Source organism: Thiomonas sp. (assembly GCF_054608695.1).
The window spans coordinates 201,953-221,428 of record NZ_JBTRXV010000001.1 but is presented as its reverse complement, the minus strand read 5'-3'; the positions used below and the strand labels follow the sequence as shown (position 1 = coordinate 221,428).

17 protein-coding genes are annotated in these 19,476 nt (G+C 60.1%); 3 read left to right on the top strand and 14 right to left on the bottom strand.

Going from position 1 to position 19,476, the window contains the following annotated elements; genetic code table 11:
* The first annotated feature begins 5 nt into the window (after positions 1-5).
* Positions 6-452 (top strand): hypothetical protein, encoded by a 447-nt coding sequence (locus tag ACYCUK_RS01505; protein ID WP_461593072.1) that lies wholly within the window; start codon positions 6-8, stop codon positions 450-452.
* A gap of 241 nt (positions 453-693) precedes the next feature.
* On the opposite strand, the gene ACYCUK_RS01500 is transcribed toward ACYCUK_RS01505, so the two are convergent.
* Entirely contained in the window at positions 694-951 is a 258-nt protein-coding gene (locus ACYCUK_RS01500; RefSeq protein ID WP_461593071.1) for a hypothetical protein, read from the bottom strand.
* A 200-nt stretch (positions 952-1,151) separates the two neighbouring features.
* Complete coding sequence (locus ACYCUK_RS01495) at positions 1,152-1,355, bottom strand: hypothetical protein (RefSeq protein ID WP_461593070.1); 204 nt, start codon at positions 1,353-1,355, stop codon at positions 1,152-1,154.
* A gap of 89 nt (positions 1,356-1,444) precedes the next feature.
* On the opposite strand from ACYCUK_RS01495, the gene ACYCUK_RS01490 reads away from it, so the two are divergent.
* Entirely contained in the window at positions 1,445-1,720 is a 276-nt protein-coding gene (locus ACYCUK_RS01490) for a hypothetical protein (RefSeq protein ID WP_461593069.1), read from the top strand.
* 5 nt (positions 1,721-1,725) lie between these two features.
* The gene (locus ACYCUK_RS01485; protein WP_461593068.1) at positions 1,726-2,238 is read left to right on the top strand and encodes a hypothetical protein; all 513 of its coding nucleotides are present in this window, start codon (positions 1,726-1,728) and stop codon (positions 2,236-2,238) included.
* 100 nt (positions 2,239-2,338) lie between these two features.
* On the opposite strand, the gene ACYCUK_RS01480 is transcribed toward ACYCUK_RS01485, so the two are convergent.
* From ACYCUK_RS01480 to ACYCUK_RS01425, 12 genes are all read right to left on the bottom strand, one after another.
* Complete coding sequence (locus tag ACYCUK_RS01480; protein ID WP_461593067.1) at positions 2,339-2,833, bottom strand: RES family NAD+ phosphorylase; 495 nt, start codon at positions 2,831-2,833, stop codon at positions 2,339-2,341.
* On the bottom strand, positions 2,833-3,252 hold the full coding sequence (gene parS, locus ACYCUK_RS01475; protein WP_461593066.1) for a type II RES/Xre toxin-antitoxin system antitoxin: 420 nt from the start codon (positions 3,250-3,252) through the stop codon (positions 2,833-2,835). Before parS ends, ACYCUK_RS01480 begins: the two co-directional genes overlap by 1 nt.
* Positions 3,253-4,047: 795 nt before the next feature.
* A complete protein-coding gene (locus tag ACYCUK_RS01470) occupies positions 4,048-7,107 on the bottom strand; it encodes a type I restriction endonuclease subunit R (RefSeq protein ID WP_461593065.1) in 3,060 nt (1,019 codons plus the stop codon).
* On the bottom strand, positions 7,107-7,817 hold the full coding sequence (locus tag ACYCUK_RS01465) for a type I restriction endonuclease (RefSeq protein ID WP_461593064.1): 711 nt from the start codon (positions 7,815-7,817) through the stop codon (positions 7,107-7,109). The genes ACYCUK_RS01470 and ACYCUK_RS01465 overlap by 1 nt, the downstream gene beginning before the upstream one ends.
* On the bottom strand, positions 7,814-8,566 hold the full coding sequence (locus tag ACYCUK_RS01460; RefSeq protein WP_461593063.1) for a hypothetical protein: 753 nt from the start codon (positions 8,564-8,566) through the stop codon (positions 7,814-7,816). Before ACYCUK_RS01460 ends, ACYCUK_RS01465 begins: the two co-directional genes overlap by 4 nt.
* The gene (locus ACYCUK_RS01455; protein ID WP_461593062.1) at positions 8,563-9,873 is read right to left on the bottom strand and encodes a restriction endonuclease subunit S; all 1,311 of its coding nucleotides are present in this window, start codon (positions 9,871-9,873) and stop codon (positions 8,563-8,565) included. The genes ACYCUK_RS01460 and ACYCUK_RS01455 overlap by 4 nt, the downstream gene beginning before the upstream one ends.
* Positions 9,870-10,925 (bottom strand): PDDEXK nuclease domain-containing protein, encoded by a 1,056-nt coding sequence (locus ACYCUK_RS01450; protein WP_461593178.1) that lies wholly within the window; start codon positions 10,923-10,925, stop codon positions 9,870-9,872. The genes ACYCUK_RS01455 and ACYCUK_RS01450 overlap by 4 nt, the downstream gene beginning before the upstream one ends.
* Positions 10,926-11,097: 172 nt before the next feature.
* The gene (locus ACYCUK_RS01445; protein WP_461593061.1) at positions 11,098-11,790 is read right to left on the bottom strand and encodes a hypothetical protein; all 693 of its coding nucleotides are present in this window, start codon (positions 11,788-11,790) and stop codon (positions 11,098-11,100) included.
* 200 nt (positions 11,791-11,990) lie between these two features.
* Entirely contained in the window at positions 11,991-12,986 is a 996-nt protein-coding gene (gene rhuM, locus ACYCUK_RS01440) for a RhuM family protein (protein ID WP_461593060.1), read from the bottom strand.
* Positions 12,983-15,031, bottom strand: a complete 2,049-nt coding sequence (locus ACYCUK_RS01435; RefSeq protein WP_461593059.1) for a type I restriction-modification system subunit M — start codon at positions 15,029-15,031, stop codon at positions 12,983-12,985. Before ACYCUK_RS01435 ends, rhuM begins: the two co-directional genes overlap by 4 nt.
* A 214-nt stretch (positions 15,032-15,245) precedes the next feature.
* Positions 15,246-17,480: a DNA topoisomerase IV subunit A gene (gene parC, locus ACYCUK_RS01430; protein ID WP_461593058.1), complete on the bottom strand. Its 2,235-nt coding sequence runs from the start codon at positions 17,478-17,480 to the stop codon at positions 15,246-15,248.
* Positions 17,481-17,516: 36 nt separating this feature from the next.
* On the bottom strand, positions 17,517-19,475 hold the full coding sequence (locus ACYCUK_RS01425) for a DNA topoisomerase IV subunit B (RefSeq protein WP_461593057.1): 1,959 nt from the start codon (positions 19,473-19,475) through the stop codon (positions 17,517-17,519).
* Between the last annotated feature and the right edge of the window lies 1 nt (position 19,476).

Here is a 19,476-nt window from a genome sequence, read left to right as displayed (position 1 = left end):
AAGCCATGCTGGAAGCACTACCCACATTCCCGGAAGGCGCCCTGATGCAGGCGCTGGATCCCGATCTGAACCGGGCCAGCTACGCCGGCCTGATCGCGTACCAGGACGACGAAATCCTGGTCCAGCGTGTGCAGGATCCGGAAGGCCCGTCTTTCGACGAGACCATTTTTCCTGCCTATCTCTGGGTGGCGCATGAGCGCCGGTTTTTCCCGGAGAACACCCTTTCCGGAATCCGAGCCGGCGACAGCGCGGTGATCAGCTACTTGCGCGGCCGTGGTTCGGCCCACGTCGTCATTCCCGGAGCGGAAACTGGCGGTAAGGACTATGATCCCGTTCTGGAGCGCTTGATCTCCGATCAGGCCGCTGCCGTCTCGGGCGCTCCGACCGCGGCTCCTTCCGCTCGACCCGTCCGAGCCAAGGCCCGCATCCCGGACGAAGCCTGGATGCTATAATCGTAGACTTTGCACCCGGTTCGCCGGGTGTTTCTTTGCCAGAACGGATGTCGCTTGGCGGCTACACGGCGAGATCCACAAAAAACAGATGGTTATCTAATATTACAAGTTTAGCCCATCCGAAAAGCGACAACCCGCTGGAAACGGCCAGGTTCCTGACTCGTTCCGCAGTGGAACATGATTTGCTTGTATATCATAAGACGAGCCGGATGGTTTGTTCCCGCCCCGGAAACGGGTGGTTTCACTTCCCCCTTATAAGGATGTATCCCATGCGTATCTCCGCTGTTGCCGTTGCCGTATCCTCCTTGATGCTTTCCTCGCTGGCGGTCGCCGCCACCCCGGTAACCGGCGCTGCCAAGGGAGCCGCGCCCGCGGCCAAAGCCGTGCACAAGTCAGCTAAGCCTGCGATGGCCCGGTCGATGGCGGGCATGGCAATGCCAATGGCGGGAATGCCGATGCCTAGGACCACGCCCGCCGTCACGAGAAAGGCAATTTCCACCAAGTAATCCGGCCGCTGGCGCCAGCCCCGGTGATCTCTTTCCGGGGCCTTTAACGGGGGCGGCGGCGGTTCTATAAGTTGCGCATAATGTCCCTTATGTTAAATCATAGGCGATCTGGCGATTATACCACAGGCCGCATGCCCTTCCAGGCGAACGAAGAGCAGACCGAAGTCTGCTCGAAGGACGCGAGGCACGGGTCTCAACCGAAAACGCGCCGAAACCAGCTGGCAGTCGCCACTGGAGCCGTTGGGATCCGTTCGGCAACCAGCAGGCCTCCTTGGGGCGCGGACCAGCGGGGTTCGGTCCGATCCAGGATGCGGATCTGGCCCTGACGGGCGCGAGCTTCGATCTCGCCAAGCTCCCGCGCGGTGTCCGGAAAAACCCAGGTGTGGGTGGTGGTCATAATGTTTCTCCTGAAAATTGGCCTACCCCAATATAGCGTCGCGCAACCGGCGCTATATTGAGCCGCCTTTTCTTTCGGAAAACCCCTATATGCCTTCCTGGATCCTGTCGTCCGTACCGGTACTGTTGGTTGCCGTGGGCCTGGCCAGCGCCGATCTGGCCTACCGGATCAACCCCGCCACCCGGACGGCGCAAGTCGCGGTTTTCGCCTGGTGGTTGATCGCCGGCATGGCGGCACAAGCCTGGTGGTCTCACCCCTGGCTACTAATCGGCCCGATCCTGGCCAGCTGGCTGCTTCCGAAGGCGATCTTGCACCACCATTTCCGTAGACCCTATGGCTCTGCGGCCTCCCGGGAAGCCCCCTGAGTCTGATGCCGGATTCGTTCTGGGCGGCCGCGGTATTCGCCCTGGTCCTGCGCGGCATCAACCGTTCCCTGGGGACTACCGCCTTGCTGCTTCTGCCAGGGACGATTTGTCACGAGCTGGCGCACTGGATCACCGGCTGGGCACTGCTCGCCGATCCGGAGGATTTCTCCGTCCGTCCCCACCGGGAGGCGCGCGCCCCCTTGGGTTTCCCAAGGACGCCTGCCCCTGGCGGAGCCATGGGGGCCAACCGGTGGATCCTGGGCAGCGTCACTTTCCGGCACATCACCTGGTATAATGGGCTCTTCGTGGGCCTGGCCCCCCTGGGTCTCATCCCGGCCGCCTGGTGGTGCTCCCGGCAAATCGACTGGAATACCGCTCCCCTGCTCGCCATTCCCTGGTTCTACGGGACAGCCGCCCTGCTCGGCTCCGGCATCCCGTCCTCCGCCGACTGGCAGATCGCCTTTCGGTCCTGGCCCTTCTGGCTGTTCCTCGCGGGCTGGGTCCTCCTCCACGCCTGACCAACCTATAACCGATGGCGATATGACGGGATGGAAGCCTTTCGGCGTCTCCCGGCCTCTTTTCAGAACCTCCGCGTGGCTCTGGGGGGGTGCTGCCGGCTTAGTCACCCCGCGAAGGACCCCTATCCGGCGGCAATAGCCGGTTGTCCAGATGAAATGGCTCCGGGGGATGGATCCTCAATCGAGGAAAATCGGCGTGCCGGGGATTCAGCAATACGTTGCATTCCTGAGGCACAACTGCTGATGGTACTCGTAACAGCGCGGAGGCACCGGCGTGGGCCCAGGCCGTGCCGAGTTTCTTGGTAGCATGCACGGGCGGTTCCGCGCGCCAGTCTTCCGGCGGTTTCCAGGCCGGATTGGGGATTGGCAGCAATGCATCCGGCACTTCCACCCGGAAGCAAACGAAGTCCCAGCGGAAGTCCTGGACGCGCAGATGCACTACGATTTCCAGCACTGCCAACGAAAGCGTTTCGCTCAAGTACACCAGGGCCGTGCCCGCCTCGTTCCATCGACCTCCGAAACGCTCCGCCCCTTGGCCGGTGAATGCCGTGTCCGCATGGCTGGCGGGCGCAAGCCGCCACAGGGTTTGTGGCATCAGGAATAGACGCCGTACTGGATGCGCCCCAACAGGTCCCAGACCTCTTGCGTCCCGGCGTCGGTGCGCACCAGGTGCAGCGGCGCCCGCATGCCCAGCCCGAACTGCGGCTCCCGCAACCATTCCCGGGCACGTCCCTGGTCACCGAAGACTTCGACGGCAAAGGACGCTACCCGGGATAGCCGATAGAGCCGGTCACCGACGGTCAAGGAGAGTCGGGCGTCTCTCTGCCTACCGAGGCGCTGGAGCGTTTTCGTGCTGACGTCGAGCACTTCAGCGAGGTCCTGGTCGGTAAGCCTCAACTCTCGCTTGGTTTCTGCGATGGCGGAATAGGGCAATCCCGCCTCAATGCACTCTGCGATATCGAGTCGGCTATGCGCCGATGTTTCGGCTAACGCGTAAGAATGCATGGTTTCCATGTAGGCCACCTCCAGTTATTGGCCATTTGTCTTTTCAGCATAAGACATTCCCCCAATTCTGACAAGCAGCTTCCCGGAATCGTCGCTGAATACCGACAGTTCCCGGCCCTATCCGCTCCCTGCGCTACCGATCCCCTTGTTCCATCTGGGGTTATCAGTTCGGTACGATTCTTGCTGATTAGAGTGGGTTCCAATTGCGTTTAGGTGTGCCATGGTGATGTCCCCCGATATACTGGAAGTACCGTTGCGTCCACCGTCCGGAGATCCCGTCCGGGTGGTGCCCTTCCCCCACCCCGCGCAGCCGTTACCGGAACGCTTGCTGCAGTATGTGCGGCGCCTGGGGCTATCGCCGCTGGAGCAGGCCCGCGTATTGCGGCAGGTACGGCAAGGCGGGGTTCCCGCCGAGCTGCCGCAGGCCTTCGCCCGGCTGCAGCAGGTCCTCGATGACCATGGCGGGGGTCCGGGGCGGGAGTGGGTGGCCCGGCTGCGGGTGGCCTTCCCGGAGGCAGAGGTATCGAACCGTTCGGGATGGCAGGCGAAACCATCGCAACGGCAGCCGATGTCCTCCGTGCCGTTCGATCGACATTTTCTGGTGAACCGGGCGCGGAGATGGTTCGGCCTGCTCCCGATCGGGGGCGGTACCAAGTCGTAGCGCTCTCGCCGGACGTGGCCGGATAGCTTGCTCGCAATGGACATGTACGGGACAGTGGTCTGACCTGTAAATATCGATATATCCCCGGAAACTTTGTATGACAGGTCTCGCCGCTTTGAGGTCTGAATCCCTGCCGACACGGCTCAGATCCCGACGTCAGGCCGTTCTCCCCGCAGCCGTCGATACACCGCATCCACCAGCAATTCCGCCAAGCCGTTGAAGGTATCCACCTGCTTCAACGCCTGCTCCGCCATCTGCTGGTGGCTCTGCATGGCGTCGATGACACTGTCCTTCAGCGTCTTCCGGTAGTCCCCCTTGGCGAACTGGCCTACGGTGTCATTGGCCCGGGCCTGTTCCCGCAGTTCCTCGTTCTCGCTCATTTTGCCAATAAGGTGAGTGGCGTAGCCGATCAGGTCGGCGTCGCTGAGGTCCCCGCTGAACAGGTCGTTGAGCTTGCTGACGATGAGCGACAACGGCGCCTTGACGTTCTCATGGCCCGCCCCACTGCCAGCATCTGTCATCGGCTCCAGGGGTTCGGCTTCCGTCCCTTCCAGGCGAATAGCCATCTCGCCCCGTTTCTGAATGCGCAGATGCGTCAGCGTCAGGCTATCTTCCAGGCGCAGGTCATCGGATTCAACCTGGGGCTGAAGCCGCGGCAGCAGCGCCTTTGCATACCAGTACAGCGTTTCCAGGCCGGGGTCCTCGTAGGGGATGATCTGGGACAGAAATTCGTAGGCCCGCAGAAACGTGGAGAGGTCTGTGCGAAACAATTCCTGTGCCTCTGGCGCCAGAACCCGGTAACGATCCGCCGCAGGTTTCAACTGCGCCTGCAAAACCGCCTGACTACCGTTTCGGGCCATCAGTGCGCGGACAAAGGTTTCGACTTCCGCCGGCAGATACACCCCCACGGCATCCAGTTTGTCCTTCAACCGGTGCGGGATATTGGGGTCGCTGACGCCAGAGAGCGTGGCCGTCCGGTAGTAGGGGGTGAAGGCTTCCAGGATATCCTGACTCTTGTTGACGAAATCCAGGACGAAGGTCTCCTCCTTGCCGGGACAGGTCCGGTTCAGCCGGGAGAGCGTCTGCACCGCCAGGACGCCTGCGAGCCGCTTGTCCACATACATGCTGTGCAACAACGGCTGATCAAATCCGGTCTGGAACTTGTTGGCGACCAGCAGCACCCGGTATTCGTCCGTGGCGAAGTCCGCCTGGATCCGGTCGTCGCGCTGATGCCGTTCGTTGAGATCCCCTTCCCCGGCCTTGTCCACGCCGCTCTCGGCATCGGTAATGGTCCCGGAGTAGGCCACCAGGGCCTTGCAGTCAGTGTAGCCCTGCGCCTTCAGGTATTTGTCCAGGGCCAGCTTGTAACGCACCGCCGCCAGCCGGGAATCGGTGACAACCATCGCCTTGGCCCGGCCGCCGATCTTGTGCATGACCTTTTCCCGGAAGTGCTCGATGATGATGGCCACCTTCTGGGTGATGTTGGTGGGGTGCAGCTTGGCATAGCGGGCGATGACCTTGCTGGCCTTGCCGGCCTCCACTTCCCTGTCCTCCCCCACCTGGGACAGCTTCCAGAAAACCGAGTAGGTGACATAGTTCGTCAGCACATCGAGGATGAATTTTTCCTCGATGGCCTGGCGCATGCTGTACACATGGAATGCCTCGGGCTTGTTGTCGTCAGAAGCCGGAAGATCCGCCCGGGGCGGACGACCGAACAGTTCGATGGTCTTGGGCTTGGGCGTGGCCGTGAAGGCGTAGTAGCTGGCGTTCGGCGGGCGCTTGCGGCTGGCCACCAGGGTCGCCACCACGTCCTCACCGCTGATCTCGTCCTCGCCGCCGTTTTCCTCTGCGGAATCTGTTTCCTCTCCATTGACCAGCACACCGGAGGACAATGCCCGGCGCAAGGAGTGGGCGGTCTTGCCGGACTGGGAGGAATGGGCCTCGTCGATGATGATGGCAAAGCGCCGCTCGCCGAGTTCCGATACCTGCCTCAGGATGTAGGGAAACTTCTGGATCGTCGTGATGATGATGGGTTTGGCGCTATTCAGGGCATCGGCCAGTTGCCGGGAGTTCTCGTCGATCTTCTGAACCACGCCGTGCTGGTGATCGAGCTGGTAGATGGTGTCCTGGAGCTGCGAGTCGAGCACCCGGCGGTCAGTGACCACGATCACTGAATCGAAGATCTTCTGATCCAGGTCGTCGTGCAGGGAGGCCAACTGATAGGCGAGCCAGCCGATGGTGTTCGACTTGCCAGAGCCTGCCGAGTGCTGAACCAGGAAGTTGCCGCCAGCGCCTTCCGCCCGGGTGGCCGCCAGGATCTTGCGCACGGCATCGAACTGATGGAAACGGGGAAAGAGCAGAATCTCGCGGGTGGCCTTCTTGCCGGTAACCGGGTCTTCTTTTTCGCTCCGCTCGACGTGCAGGTATTTGCCCAGCAGGAGCATCCAGACGTCCTTCCGCAGGACGTCCTCCCAGAGGTAGGACGTGGCGTAGCCGTGGGGATTGGACGGATTGCCGGCGCCGCCATCTTCGGTACCCCGGTTGAAGGGCAGGAAGAAGGTCTTGGGGCCCTGCAGGTGGGTGGTCATCCAGACCTCGTCGCAGGAGACCGCAAAGTGGACCAGGGCGCGCTTACCGAACTGCAGGAGTGGCTCCTTGGCCTTGGTCCGGGTATCTACCGGGGGCCGGTCCACGCGGTACTGGTGGATGGCATTCTGTACCGGCTGGGTGGTATCGGTTTTCAACTCGCTGGTGGCGACCGGAATTCCGTTGACGAAAAAGACGAGATCGATGGATCTGCGGTTATGCTCGGAGTAATACACTTGGCGGACTACGCGCAGGCGGTTGCGGTCGTAATCGGCCAAAGTCTTTTCGTTGAGGCCGTTGGCAGGGGCAAACTGGGCCATACGGAAGGTGGCGTTGATATCCTTGAAGCCCTTGCGCAAGACCTGCAGGGTGCCTTTGCGGTCCAGTTCTTCGGCTAGACGCTTGCAGAACACCGCATCGGCATCGCGGGGATGGTTGAAGCAGAACTTGCCCCAGGACTCCGGTTGGGTCTCCTTCACCCAGAAGACGGCGTCCTCACAAAATAGGGCAAGATGGGCGTCGTAGCCGGAATCGTGGCCTTCCAACCAGCCGGAGTGACGGACCAGGTGGGCGACGATTTCGGTTTCGAATTGAGCTTCGGAGGTTATGGCGGGCATCAAACAACTCCAGTTATGGCTGTCCAGATTTTGGTTTTTTTCGGAGGTGAGTAAAGCTTGGTGTTCTCGCCATCGAGCCTGGTCGCCATCTGAATGTCAGAATCGGACATGGCGAAATGGACCACGGCACCGCGCTTGAATGTCAGCAGCGGTTCGCGGCGTTTGGTCTTGGGGTCATACGGCAGCCGGTCAGTACGGTACTGATCCATCGCGGCTTCGGCGGACTGGGTGAAGTCGGTCTTCAATTCCACGGTGGCGACTGGAATGCCGTTGATGAACAGCACCAGGTCAATCGCCAGCTTGCGGGATGGGTGGTATTCGAGCTGCGGCACCACGCGCAGGATATTGGCGGCGTAGCGCTTGAGCACGGTTTCGTTGCGCTTGTCTTCCGGGGCCGCTTCGGTGAGGTCGATGTGACCGCAGCCCGCGATGGAGAAGCCGTTACGGATGACCTGCATGGTACCATGCTGTTCCAGCGCCTTGGCCAGGCGATCCATCAGCACCTCGCGGGCACGCTCGCCGTTGTCCTTTTGGGGCTTCTCCCATTTTTCCGGCTGGGTGGCTTCCAGCCAGGCGATGCGATCGTCCGGGTACAGGGCGCGCTCGGTATCGTACTGGAGCGTGTTTCCGACCTGCCAGCCTTGGGCTTCCAGTTTGGAAACGACGTAGGCCTCGAAATGCTTTTCTTGATGTGCGGTGTTGCCGTTCATGCCTTCCCTTCAGTAAATTCGCCCAGTCGAGCGTCCTTTTGGTCCTCTGTTTCGCTGTAATAAGGCTTGTTTTCGTGCGGGCCATCAAAATAAAGCATTTCTACCGATTCGGTGGCAAATTTTTCTGCATCTGTTGGTTCAATAGCGGGAACTGGATGGTTCAGTGCCGCTCTCGGTACGAAAAGCCGCACGGCGTGGAACGTGTATTGTTCCGAGTCCTGATATTCAACGGCTATGTATTTGATGTTTGTGCATAAGTATTCCGGTTGCCCTTCCACCCTGCTGGAACCGTTACTGCGCCGGTATTCCCGCACTTCGGATGAAGGCAAATCTGACTTGGCGAACTGTCTTTGAAAACTGATCTGATCTCCGGGTGCCAATATGTCCGCGACACGTATTCTTTTGGTCCACAATTTTTTATCATCTCCGCACAACATAAGGCTTACCGCATGAGCGGCTCCTGGGCCATGATTCTTGACAACGCAAGATAGGGTCGGCCCATCATGGCTGTTGGAAAAGTATGCCTCTGGACAAGTTCCAAAAAGCACTTTTTCGGAATTTTCAGAAAGCGGAGAGATAGTGCAGTAAGGTTTTATCTTAGACTTTTCTATCTTCCTTGTTAGATCAATGCTTTCCTTGGCGGCGGCAGCCATATGTTTTGACTGATCAACGCTTTTATACGTAAAGAATGCCAATGCTAATGTTCCAACTCCGGTGAGCGCATCGAAAAACACGGCAAAGCAATTCACGCTATCTCTCCCCGTAAGTCGATCTGTCCTGTGACGGCAGCAGTGATTAGGGAAGACCGACGCTCTTTGAGAAGGTCAATGCTGCGCTGGGTTTTCGTGGAGAGAAGGTCGATACGGGCGGTTTCGCGGTCGAGGAAGGTGGCGATGGTTTGTTGTTCAGAGAATGGCGCCAACGGACATGCTATATCTCCCAATAACTCAAGATTCAGACCGTCACGCAAGTCACCACCAGCCATGTTCCTGATGTTCTGATAGTTGGAAGTCAGCCACCAAAAGAGAAATCTTGCAGCCAGTTCTTGGTTTGGAATGATGGCAGCCATTGACTGGTTGCATGTTGTGGGGATAGCCAATTGGGCGACCATACCTTTGGTTTTGCCTTGTCCGGCGAGCGCCATCACAAGCGCCCCCGCAGGTATCCACTTGGCACTGCTATTTTCGAATGCCGCCTCAGTAATATAGGCGGATGGTTCGCTAATAAATAATTGATTGACTGCCCCTGAATTAATCCAAGGAATATTCCCTTCCGTCCAGTAATCAAGATTTAGCTTGTCCGGTGTTCCACCTGAATACCGCGTTGTAAGCCACCGAAGGTGAGCATTCCCCCAATGCTCCGGCACCTCCCCAATCCACTCCACGCCGGAATCCTTCATCTTCACCGTGGGATCCAGCCCCTTGGTAACCGCACGAGTGATCAGCGCTTGGCGCTTCTCGCGCAGGAGTTCGATGAACCGGGTCTTCTTGGCGACCAGGGCGTCGATGCGGGAGGTCTCGTGGTCGAGGAATGCGGCGATGGCGGATTGCTCCCCCATCTTAGGAATAGTAATCGCTGCTGATTTGATTGAATCCTGGTTTAGAAGAAGCGCGCCATAGATATTAGTCGAAGCGTTCTTAACGATGTATATGGGGAAAGCATAGTAGGCGAATGCTAGGTCCACATCAGGAGACGGAAGAAATGTGACGATCGCTTCATTGGTGTACATGTTCTTTCCGGCGAACGATACCTGTCCCACTGACAGCTTGAAGCTAAACAACAATGATCCTGTTGGCGATACTTTTATACGGTGCTCACTGATAGCGTTATCACTCAACCGTTTTGCTGTGTCTTCTAATGACTTTGGGCCAAGATCAGAAATGTTTGCCCACAAATTTTTTCCGATAAATGCAGTTGTTTCTCCAGTGGGAGGTGTCCACCCTGTATAAAACCGGACTAGGTGCTTTATCCCACAGTCACGCCAATGCTCCGGCACCTCCCCTAACCACTCCACCCCGGAGTCCTTGTAGACAGAATAACCCTTGTATTTGCTCATACTTTACTTCCCGCATTGCCACGCCTGCGCGCTTCCAACTCCCGTTGCGTCTTTTCCAGTTCATCGGCCAGCAACTGCTCATTGGGCAGCACGGTCTGGTATTCGGCGGCCAAGACCTTGTTGGATAACCCTTCCAGCACGTAATGAGCCTCGGCTGCGCCCTTGTCGGTACAGAGAATCAGGCCGATCGGCGGGTTTTCCCCAGGTTTCATCCAATGCTCACGCGCGTAGTTCAGATACATGTGCATCTGGCCAGCGTCGGCGTAGCTGAATTTGCCGACTTTCAGATCGATGACGATCAGGCATTTGAGTTGGCGATGGAAGAACAGCAGGTCGACGCGAAACCAGTTATCGTCCAGACGCAAGCGACGTTGACGGCCAACAAAGGCGAAGTCGTCACCAAGTTCCATCAGGAAGTCTGCAAGGTGCTGGATCAGCGCTTCGTCCAGTTCCGACTCCGAGTATTCGTCTTTGAGGTTGAGGAACTCCAGCACGAATGGGTCTTTCAGCGCCTGCTCTGCCGTCACGCTATCGCCGGATTCGGCTTGCTCTGCTTTTTGCAACATGGCCGCTTTGTTGTGTGACAAGGCGAGACGCTCGTAGAACTGGCTATGGACCTGACGATCCAACTGGCGCACCGACCAGCCGCAGCGCAGTGCCTCGGTTTCGTAGAATTGACGGGCCTTCTCGTTTTTAACGGATAGTAGGCGAACGTAGGCCGACCAGGGCAGCGGGAACCGGGCAGCAATCGTGGCGAAGTCAGAAGATTTGCCAGACGGTGTCTGGCAAATTGCCTCGGCGGGCCATGTCAAATAGAACGACCGCATCTGCTGAAGATTTTGCCGACTAAAACCGCGGCCAAAGCGCGTCGTCAGATCGCCTGCCAATCGCTCGATGAGTACCTCCCCATAGCCTGCGCGATTCTTGCCGCCCTGCTCAAACTCGACGATACGCCGACCGATTTCCCAATAGGTGGTGGTCATCAGAGCATTGACACTACGTGCCGCTGCACGGCGGGCAGACTCCAGCATCTGCACGATCTCAGAATGCATGCCGTTATAGTCGGCCACCCTTGGCTGCAGTGGATCGCTAATACCGTGATCGGCGCCATCCCCTGAGCTGCGGACCTGGTACCCGTCGCGCATCCCGTCACCGATCACTTCTTCACCTCCCCAAGCCACTCCACGCCGGAGTCCTTGTACACAGAATACTGCTTATACCTGCTCATGCCTCAGCCCATCCGAAGTCCTGAAGCAGGAAGCCGATTGCTTGAACGGCAAATTCTGAGTCCTCGACAGAAACTTCTCTGGTATGATGCTGGTTCCTTGCTGAAGACTTTCCTCGTGAATGGAGCGCATTGATAATCGTCGCCGCCGACTGGACACAGTTAATCCGGCCTTCCTCATAAGGGCCGATAAGCTTTGCCAAGTCTTTCGTATCGCTGCCAGGGTGAGGATACTTGCATCTCCAGAGTTCTACGGCAGCCTCTCGGCAAACATCAACCACGGAGGCCCCGGTGTGCCGATGAGCGATGTCTACGACGCTCTCCACCGCTTTGGCGACGGTGGCCTGGCATTCATCTGGCACATTTTCCATTACTATGTTCGGTAGAACCCCAAATGAGCTTTGCGCCTTCAAGGTGAAAAGGAGTTCGGCATCCACCATCGGTTCGGCCTGAATAATTCGCCACTTAGTTGAGATCGTGCCTTCCCCAAGGTGGACAAAAGACCCAACAAGATGTAAGGGCGATTCATTCAATTGCAGGGGTCTGTATGCTTCCGCCCTAAACATTACGCCAGGCTGTGATGCAGTGGGTCCTTGCCGCAAAGCCTGCTGGATATAAAGGGGTGCGGGATAGGGGTAGAAACTTACGTTACCTGGAAACCAGCTGCGACTGCTTTCGTCGCTGGCGGTCAAGTAAAACCTTCCGCGTCTGATCCGTACAGCGGGGTCAAACGCATCTTCTCGAAAGAGAGTTTTTACATACGGCGGTCGAGAGCTTTCCGGCATCAAAGACGTTTTCTCAAACCTGGACCCAATTATGAATGGTCGCGGATAGATCGCATGGACCTGACGTTCGTCTCCTTCAAAATAGAGGTTGTCTTGGATAGCCAGTATCACCCTGTCACCTCTGTAGCATCTATCACCAGCATATTCATAATCAAACGGATCAGTACATCCTTGTCCCTGGGGTTGGACTCCGCCACCAGCAGGGCCAGCGCAGCCAGGCCCACGTCGTTGACGACCGGACTTCCATCCGGGCGAATCAGGCGGCCATTACGCTGGAGAAATTCGAGAAACAGCAATGCCGCACTGCGCTTGTTGCCGTCCGATAGAGGATGGTTTTTGATGACGAAGTACAGCAGGTGCGCGGCCTTGGCTTCGACGGTGGGGTAAGCGGCTTCCCCGAAGGCACTCTGGTCCAGGTTTCCGAGGATGGCAACCAGGCCATCGTCCCGTTCCTGGCCGAAAAGGCCTCCCGCCTCGCCGCGAGCCAGGAGGTCGGTCTTTAGGGCGGCGATGCTCTGCCGGGCTTCCTCCGCCGTGGGAAGGATGCCTCCTGGTTGACCGGTGGGTTCGGCCAGCAAACCTTCGTCATACCGCTGCAGCCATAGAAAGGTGCGGGTGTAGCGGGTTACCACTTCCACCAGGCCCCGCCCGGAATCCGTGGATAAGGCCGCGCTGTCGGCCGTCTTGCCGATCAGCCGCAAAGCCGCCTTCAACTCACGGGCGTTGGCCTCGAACCGCTGCTGATTCAAGGTGTAACCTTGCAGGAGGTGTTGCTTGAGGAGTCGGGTTGCCCATTGGCGGAACTGGACGCCTTTCTTGGAGTTGACGCGATAGCCGACGGATATGACGGCGTCGAGGTTATAGTGTCTGACCCTGCGGGTGATACGACGATCACCTTCCTGCTGAACTACCGAGGATTCCTCGGTAGTTGCTATTTCATCCAGTTCGCTTTCAGCGAAGATTCGCTTGAGGTGCAGGCCGATGTTGTCGGTGGAGGTGTCGAACAGCTCGCCCATCTGGCGCTGGGTAAGCCAGATGCTCTCCTTTTCCAACTTGACTTCGATAGCGCCCTGGTCTGTCTGGTAGATGGCGACCTCCGTCATTCCGTCACCTCCGCCAGCAGCGCTGCGATCTCAGCCTCCACCTGTTTCAGCTCGGCGTCGATCTCCTCCAGCGGCCGGGGCGGCTGGTAGACGTAAAAATACCGGTTGAAGTTGATCTCGGTGCCGACAATCCCTACCTTGCCGTCCTTTTCATCCCGGACGCTTTCGTTGATCCATGCCTCCGGCCAATGGGGCTTCACCTCCCGCTCGAAGTAGGCCCGCACGTCCTCCCCGTACGGCACCTTCTCGGTGTCCCGGAGTTCCGAATCGGACATGGGCTTACCGTCGGCATCCCTGGCGATTGCGGCCCCTTCATCCCGTTCGCCCATATGCTTGTGGACGAGCTTGATGACGGCATCTGTAGGCTTGATGGCCTTCGCAGGAGCAGAGGATGCAGCCTGAGTGCTGCATCCCTGAACACGCTCCGACCCCTTGGTGAACGCCAGGCGCAGGTCCACATTGAAGCTGACCGCGTTCATCCACGGCTGATGGCCAACCAGATTTTCCAGCGCGGAAACCAGAGCCTCAGCCATCTCCGGCTTGAGTCGTCCGAATCCCGGGTCCTCCCGCAAGGCATCAACCTTTTCGGCCGAAACATCGAAGCGCAGGCGCAGGGGCCGCTCGATGGTCACCTTGCGGAAGAAAAAGTCAGTGTTGTCGAAAATCTTGGAGCGCAGCCCAGTCTGGAAGTGATCATAAATCTGGGTCACTTCCTCAATCTGCTCCTGGGAGAGCTCATTACGCTTCTTGCCTAAGCTCTTCTGCAGCCGGGTGAACAGATCGACGGCGTTGATGAGCTGGACTTTGCCCTTGCGGTGCGGCTCCTTACGGTTGGTCAGAAACCACAGGTAGGTGTTGATGCCAGTGTTGTAGAACATATCCGGCGGCAGGGCGACGATGGCCTCCAAGTAGTCGTTCTCCAGGATCCAGCGGCGGATCTCGGACTCTCCGCTCCCGGCGTCCCCCGTGAACAGCGGCGAGCCGTTGTGGACCACGCCGATGCGACTGCCTCCCGTGATAGTCCCATCCGTAGTCTTGGTAAGAGGCTGCATCTTCGACAGCAAATGCAGGGTGAACAGCATCTGGCCATCGGAGATGCGCGGCAGTCCCGGCCCGAAGCGTCCACCGTAGCCCTTCTTGCGGTGCTCGGCCTCCACCGCGTCCTTGGCGGGCTTCCACTCGATGCCATAGGGTGGATTGGAGAGCAGATAGTCGAAGCGTTTTCCGGCATGGAGATCGGTCTTGAGACTGTCCCCCAAGGCGATGTTGGCCGGGTCCTGGCCGCGGATGAGCATGTCGGCCTTGCAGATGGCGTAGGTTTCGTCTTCCAGCTCCTGGCCAAAGAGACTGAGCTTGGCCCGGGGGTTCATGCCCGTGATGTGTTCTTCGGCCACCGACAACATGCCGCCGGTGCCGGCCGCTGGATCGTAGATGGACCGGACGACACCGGGGCGGGACAGGATTTCGTCGTCGGGGTCCAGGAGGATGTTGACCATCAACTGGATGGCGTCGCGCGGGGTGTACTGCTCGCCGGCCGGGGACAGATCGTTGAAGCGGCGCAGCAGTTCCTCGAAGGCCTGGCCCATGTCGATGTTGGAGACGACATCCGGGTGCAGATCGGTTTCGGCAAAGCGCTGCAGCACTAGGAACAAACGCTCCTTCTCCTGGAGCTTGTCGATCACCTGCCGAAAGGTAAATTTCTCGAAGATCTCCCGGACGTTGGGCGAGAAGCCGTTGACGTAGTGTTCCAGATTGTCGCGCAGGCGGTCCGGGTCGGCCTGGAGGCCCGTCAAGGTGAAGCGGGAGAGGTTGTAGAAGCCCGTGGCGGATGCGCGGGTGAGGAAGGTCTCCTGCATCTCCTGGGTGTAGCCTTTGTCCTGGATGGCGGCCCACTGGTCAAGGACCGCCTGCTTGGTGGGCTCCAGGACGCAATCGAGGCGCCGGAGCACGGTGAAGGGCAGGATCACCTTGCGGTACTCGTTTTCCTTGTAGGCTCCGCGGAGGAGTTCGGCGTTTTTCCAGATGAGGTCGGCGAGCTTGGCCATCGGTGATGGATTGTCCCTGTCAAAAAATGAACTGGATCGCCGGCCAAAGTCATCAACCAGACATTCCAGTCACAATATAAACACAGGGCCCACTCGGGGCAATCGCCACATTGGGATCTTTTTTAATACGAGTACGATTGCGCTTCGCGGGAGTACGCCTTGGGCTGGCCGCGAACAGCCCGGTGTATGCCCATTGGCGGAAAATTGGGGCCGGCTACCTACCGGAGGCCTTGCGCCCTGCCCCGCCCCGCTTACCACGGCAGGCCTCCAGCCGCCCCTTGGCGAATCCCGGCACCGGCGCCTCCAGCACGCGGACCAGGCTCTTCAGCGTGGCCTTGTCCTCCAGGTGCATGAGCTTGACGCCCTTCCCTTTCGGCAGACTCTTGATTTCTTCCACGGAAAACACCAGGCCCTTGCCATCGCTGGAGAGAGCGGCGACTTCTCCGAGCGGTTCGGTGTCCGGTAGCCGTACCGGGGCCAGCGGAGATTCTCCCGCCTCGAGCGACAGGAAGGCCTTGCCCGCTTTGTTGCGGCCGAGCCTCTGCCGGAGATCGGTCCGGAAGCCGTAGCCTCCGGTGCCGGCGATCAGCCATTGGGAGGCGTCGGGGCCGGCCAGTACCTGGGCGAGATGACCGCCGGGCTGGAAGTCCACCTGACTGGTGATGGGGATCCCGTCTCCCTTTCCTCCGGGAATCAGGCGTACCGGAACGCTGTAAGCCCGGCCCATCTGATCGAGCGCCACCAGATGGTCCGGGGTGCGGAGTTCGAAGCAGGCCAGCAGGGCGTCACCGTCCTTGAAGACCAGGGCGCCGGTGTCGATCCCGTGACCGGAGCGAGTGCGGAGCCACCCCTTGCGCGAGACGATGACGGTGACCGGTTCGTCGAGAACGGGTTTGGCCTCGGCGGGGGCAACCCGGACTTCGGTCTGGAGCAAGGTGCGCCGGTCATCGCCAAACGCCTCGGTATCCGTTGTGATTTCGGCGGCCACTGCTTTGCGCAGGGCTTTCTCCTGGGTCAGCAGCACCCGCAGTTTCTGGGCCTCGCGTTGGCGCTGGGCCAGTTCCTTCTCAATCTCGATGCCGGCCAGCCGGGCCAGCTGCCGCAGGCGGATTTCGAGGATGTCCTCGGCCTGGATCTCGCTGAGGTCGAACTGAGCCATCAGGTCTGCCTTGGGATCGTCGGCGTTGCGGATGACGTGAATGACGGCGTCGATGTCCAGCAGCACCCGCATCCGGCCTTCGAGAATGTGGATGCGGGCCTCGGCCTTGTCCAGACGGAACTGGCTACGGCGGCGAACGGTCTGGATCCGGAAATCGACCCATTGCCGCAGCAGATCGGTCAATGGCAGGCAGGGTGCCCGGCCCGACGGGTCGATGACGGTCAGGTTGATGGCCGCGTTGGTTTCCAGCGACGTATGGCCCAGCAACAGACGCATGAGGTCCTCGACCGACTGGTTTTTGGACCGCGGCTCGATCACCAGCCGGACCTTGTGCGATTTTCCGGATTCGTCCCGCACCCGATCGATCTGGCCAACGAAAGCCGCCTTCAGGGTGGCCTGTTCCGGGGTCAAGGCCTTTTTTCCGGTTTTGATCTGGGGATTCGAGGCGGTCTCGATCTCGGCCAGCACCTGGGCGGTAGACACGCCGGGCGGCAATTCCTGGATGAGGACCCGCCATTCGCCCCGGGAGAGCTTCTCCACTTCCCAGCGGGCGCGGACGCGCAAACTGCCGCGCCCCGTTCGATACGCCTGGCGGATGGTTTCCGCCTCGGAAATGATCTGTCCGCCGCCCGGGTAGTCAGGCCCTGGAATTCCACCCAGGATGTCGTCGTCGGACAGGCGGGCGTCCAGGGCCAGGCGGGCCGCAGTCTGGCCTACCTCCCGCAGATTGTGGGATGGAATTTCGGTGGCCAGTCCCACGGCGATGCCGGAGGCCCCATTGAGGAGCAGGAAGGGCAACCGGGCGGGCAATAGTTCCGGTTCGCGCAAGGTGCCGTCATAGTTCGGCTTGTAGCCTACGGTGCCTTCCTCCACTTCATCGAGCAGCAGTGCCGCGATAGGTGTTAGTTTCGCTTCGGTATAGCGCATGGCGGCGGCCCCGTCCCCGTCCCGCGATCCGAAGTTCCCCTGGCCGTCGATCAGGGGGTAACGCAGGGAGAAGTCCTGTGCCATCCGGACCATGGCTTCGTAGCTGGAGGAGTCCCCGTGGGGGTGAAACTTGCCGAGGACTTCGCCCACGACACGGGCGGACTTCACATGCTTCTGGGCTTTTTGCAAGCCCATCTCGCGCATGGCATAGAGGATGCGCCTCTGTACCGGTTTCTGGCCGTCGGTCAGGGCCGGGATGGCCCGTCCGGTGACCACGCTCATGGCGTATGCCAGGTAGGCGGAAGAAGCGTACGTGCCGAAAATCGGCTCCTTCTCGCGGGTATCCTGCGCGGTATCCGTCATTAGAAAGGTCTCCCCAGGAAAGTAAGATGGGCGGTATCAGACATCCAGATCGGCCATCCAGCCGTCCTGTTCCAGCCACGCCCGGCGACCGCCGGCCTCGCCCTTTCCCATCAGCAGGGTAAAGCGGTCGCGCAACCCGGGCAATTCGGCGGGTTGCACCCGCATGGGCAGCAGCGTTCGGGTGTCCGGACACATGCCCGTCTCCCAGAGCTGTTCCGGGTTCATCTCCCCGAGGCCCTTGAAGCGCTGGACGGTGACCCCGGAATCCCTGGCGCCTTCCTTCCTGAGGCGGACGATGGCGGCATCCCGTTCGGCTTCGGCCTCGCAGTACACCTTGCGCGCCTTGCCCTTGACGGTGGCGTCCACCCGGTACAGGGGCGGCTTGGCGACGTACACATGGCCGTGCAGCAGCAAGGCGGGGAAGTGCCGGAGGAACAGTGTCATCAGGAGCACCTGAATGTGGCTGCCGTCGACGTCGGCATCGGAGAAGATGATGATCTTGCCATAGCGCAATCCGGCCAGAACCCGATCGGCAGCGGCTTCCGGATCGTGGGCGTCGATACCCAGGGCCACGGCCATGTTGTGTACCTCGGTATTCTTGAAAATCTGGTCCCGGTCCACTTCCCAGGTATTGAGCACTTTGCCGCGCAACGGCAGGATCGCCTGAAATTCCTTATCCCGCGCTTCCTTCGCCGAGCCCCCGGCGGAATCCCCTTCCACCAGAAACAGCTCGTTGCGCGAGAGATCCTCGCTTTCACAATCCGTCAGTTTCCCGGGCAGCGTCGCCAAGCCCGAGCCCTTTTTCCGCTCGATCTTCTGGGCCGACCGCAACCGTTTTTGCGCGGACTGCACGGCCAGATCGGCGATGGCCTTGCCGGCCTCCACATGGCTGTTGAGCCATAGTTCCAGGGGGTCCCGGATGGTTTGCAGCAGCAGGCGATGGGCTTCGCGGCTGGTCAGCCGGTCCTTGGTCTGCCCCTGGAACTGGGGGTCCAGGATCCGGGCCGACAGCACCAGGGCCAGTTTTCCGGTGATGTCCTCCTGCACCAGCTTGAGCTTGGCGGGCATCAGGCCATGATGTTCCATGAAGGCGCGGACGGCTTCGAATACACCGGCCCGAAATCCGGATTCGTGCGTGCCTCCATCCGGCGTTGGGATCAGGTTGACAAAGGTCTCGGGCTTGGGCGCGTTGTCCGGAACCCAGGCCAGCGCCCAGGCGGCCCCTTCCCCCGGCTCGAAGGCGCCGCCGGTCTCCGTGACATGGTTTTCGGCGGAGAAAATCGGCGTGACCGGCGCATTTTCGGCCAGCAGTTCCTCCAGGTACTCCGCGAGCCCCCGCTCATACGTCCAGTTCTCCTCCCGGTCCGGCGTTCGCAGGGTGGAGGTCAACCCCGGCAGCAGCAGCGCCTTGGACCGGAGGATCTGGACCAGTTCCCGGACGGGGACCGTCGGACTGTCGAAATACTTTGGGTTGGGCCGCACGCGCACCTGGGTGCTGTGCGTCCGGGGGCCGCAATCCCCGACGCGCTGCAGGGGGCGGACGACCTCCCCTTCCGCGAACGCGATCTGCCAGACGCCGCCGTCCCGCCTGACTTCGACTTCCACCTGATGGGAGAGCGCATTGGTGACCGCGACGCCGACGCCATGGAGCCCGCCGGAAAACCGGTACGCCGAGCGCAGGTCGGTCTTGTCGAATTTGCCGCCCGCGTGCAGGGTGGTGAACGCCAGCTCCACCGCCGGCCGGGTCTCTCCGGGCGGGATGCCGACCGGAATGCCGCGACCGTCGTCCTTGACCTCGATCCAGCCGTCGGCGGAGAGCGTCACCCGGATGCGCTGGGCATGCCCGGCCAGGGCTTCGTCCGCCGCATTGTCGATGACCTCCTGGATGATATGCGTCGGGCAGGTCGTGCGGGTATACATCCCGGGTCGCACCCGGACGGGCTCCAGGCCCTTGAGTACGGAAAAATTCTCGGCGGTATATTCCTGAGCAGCCAAA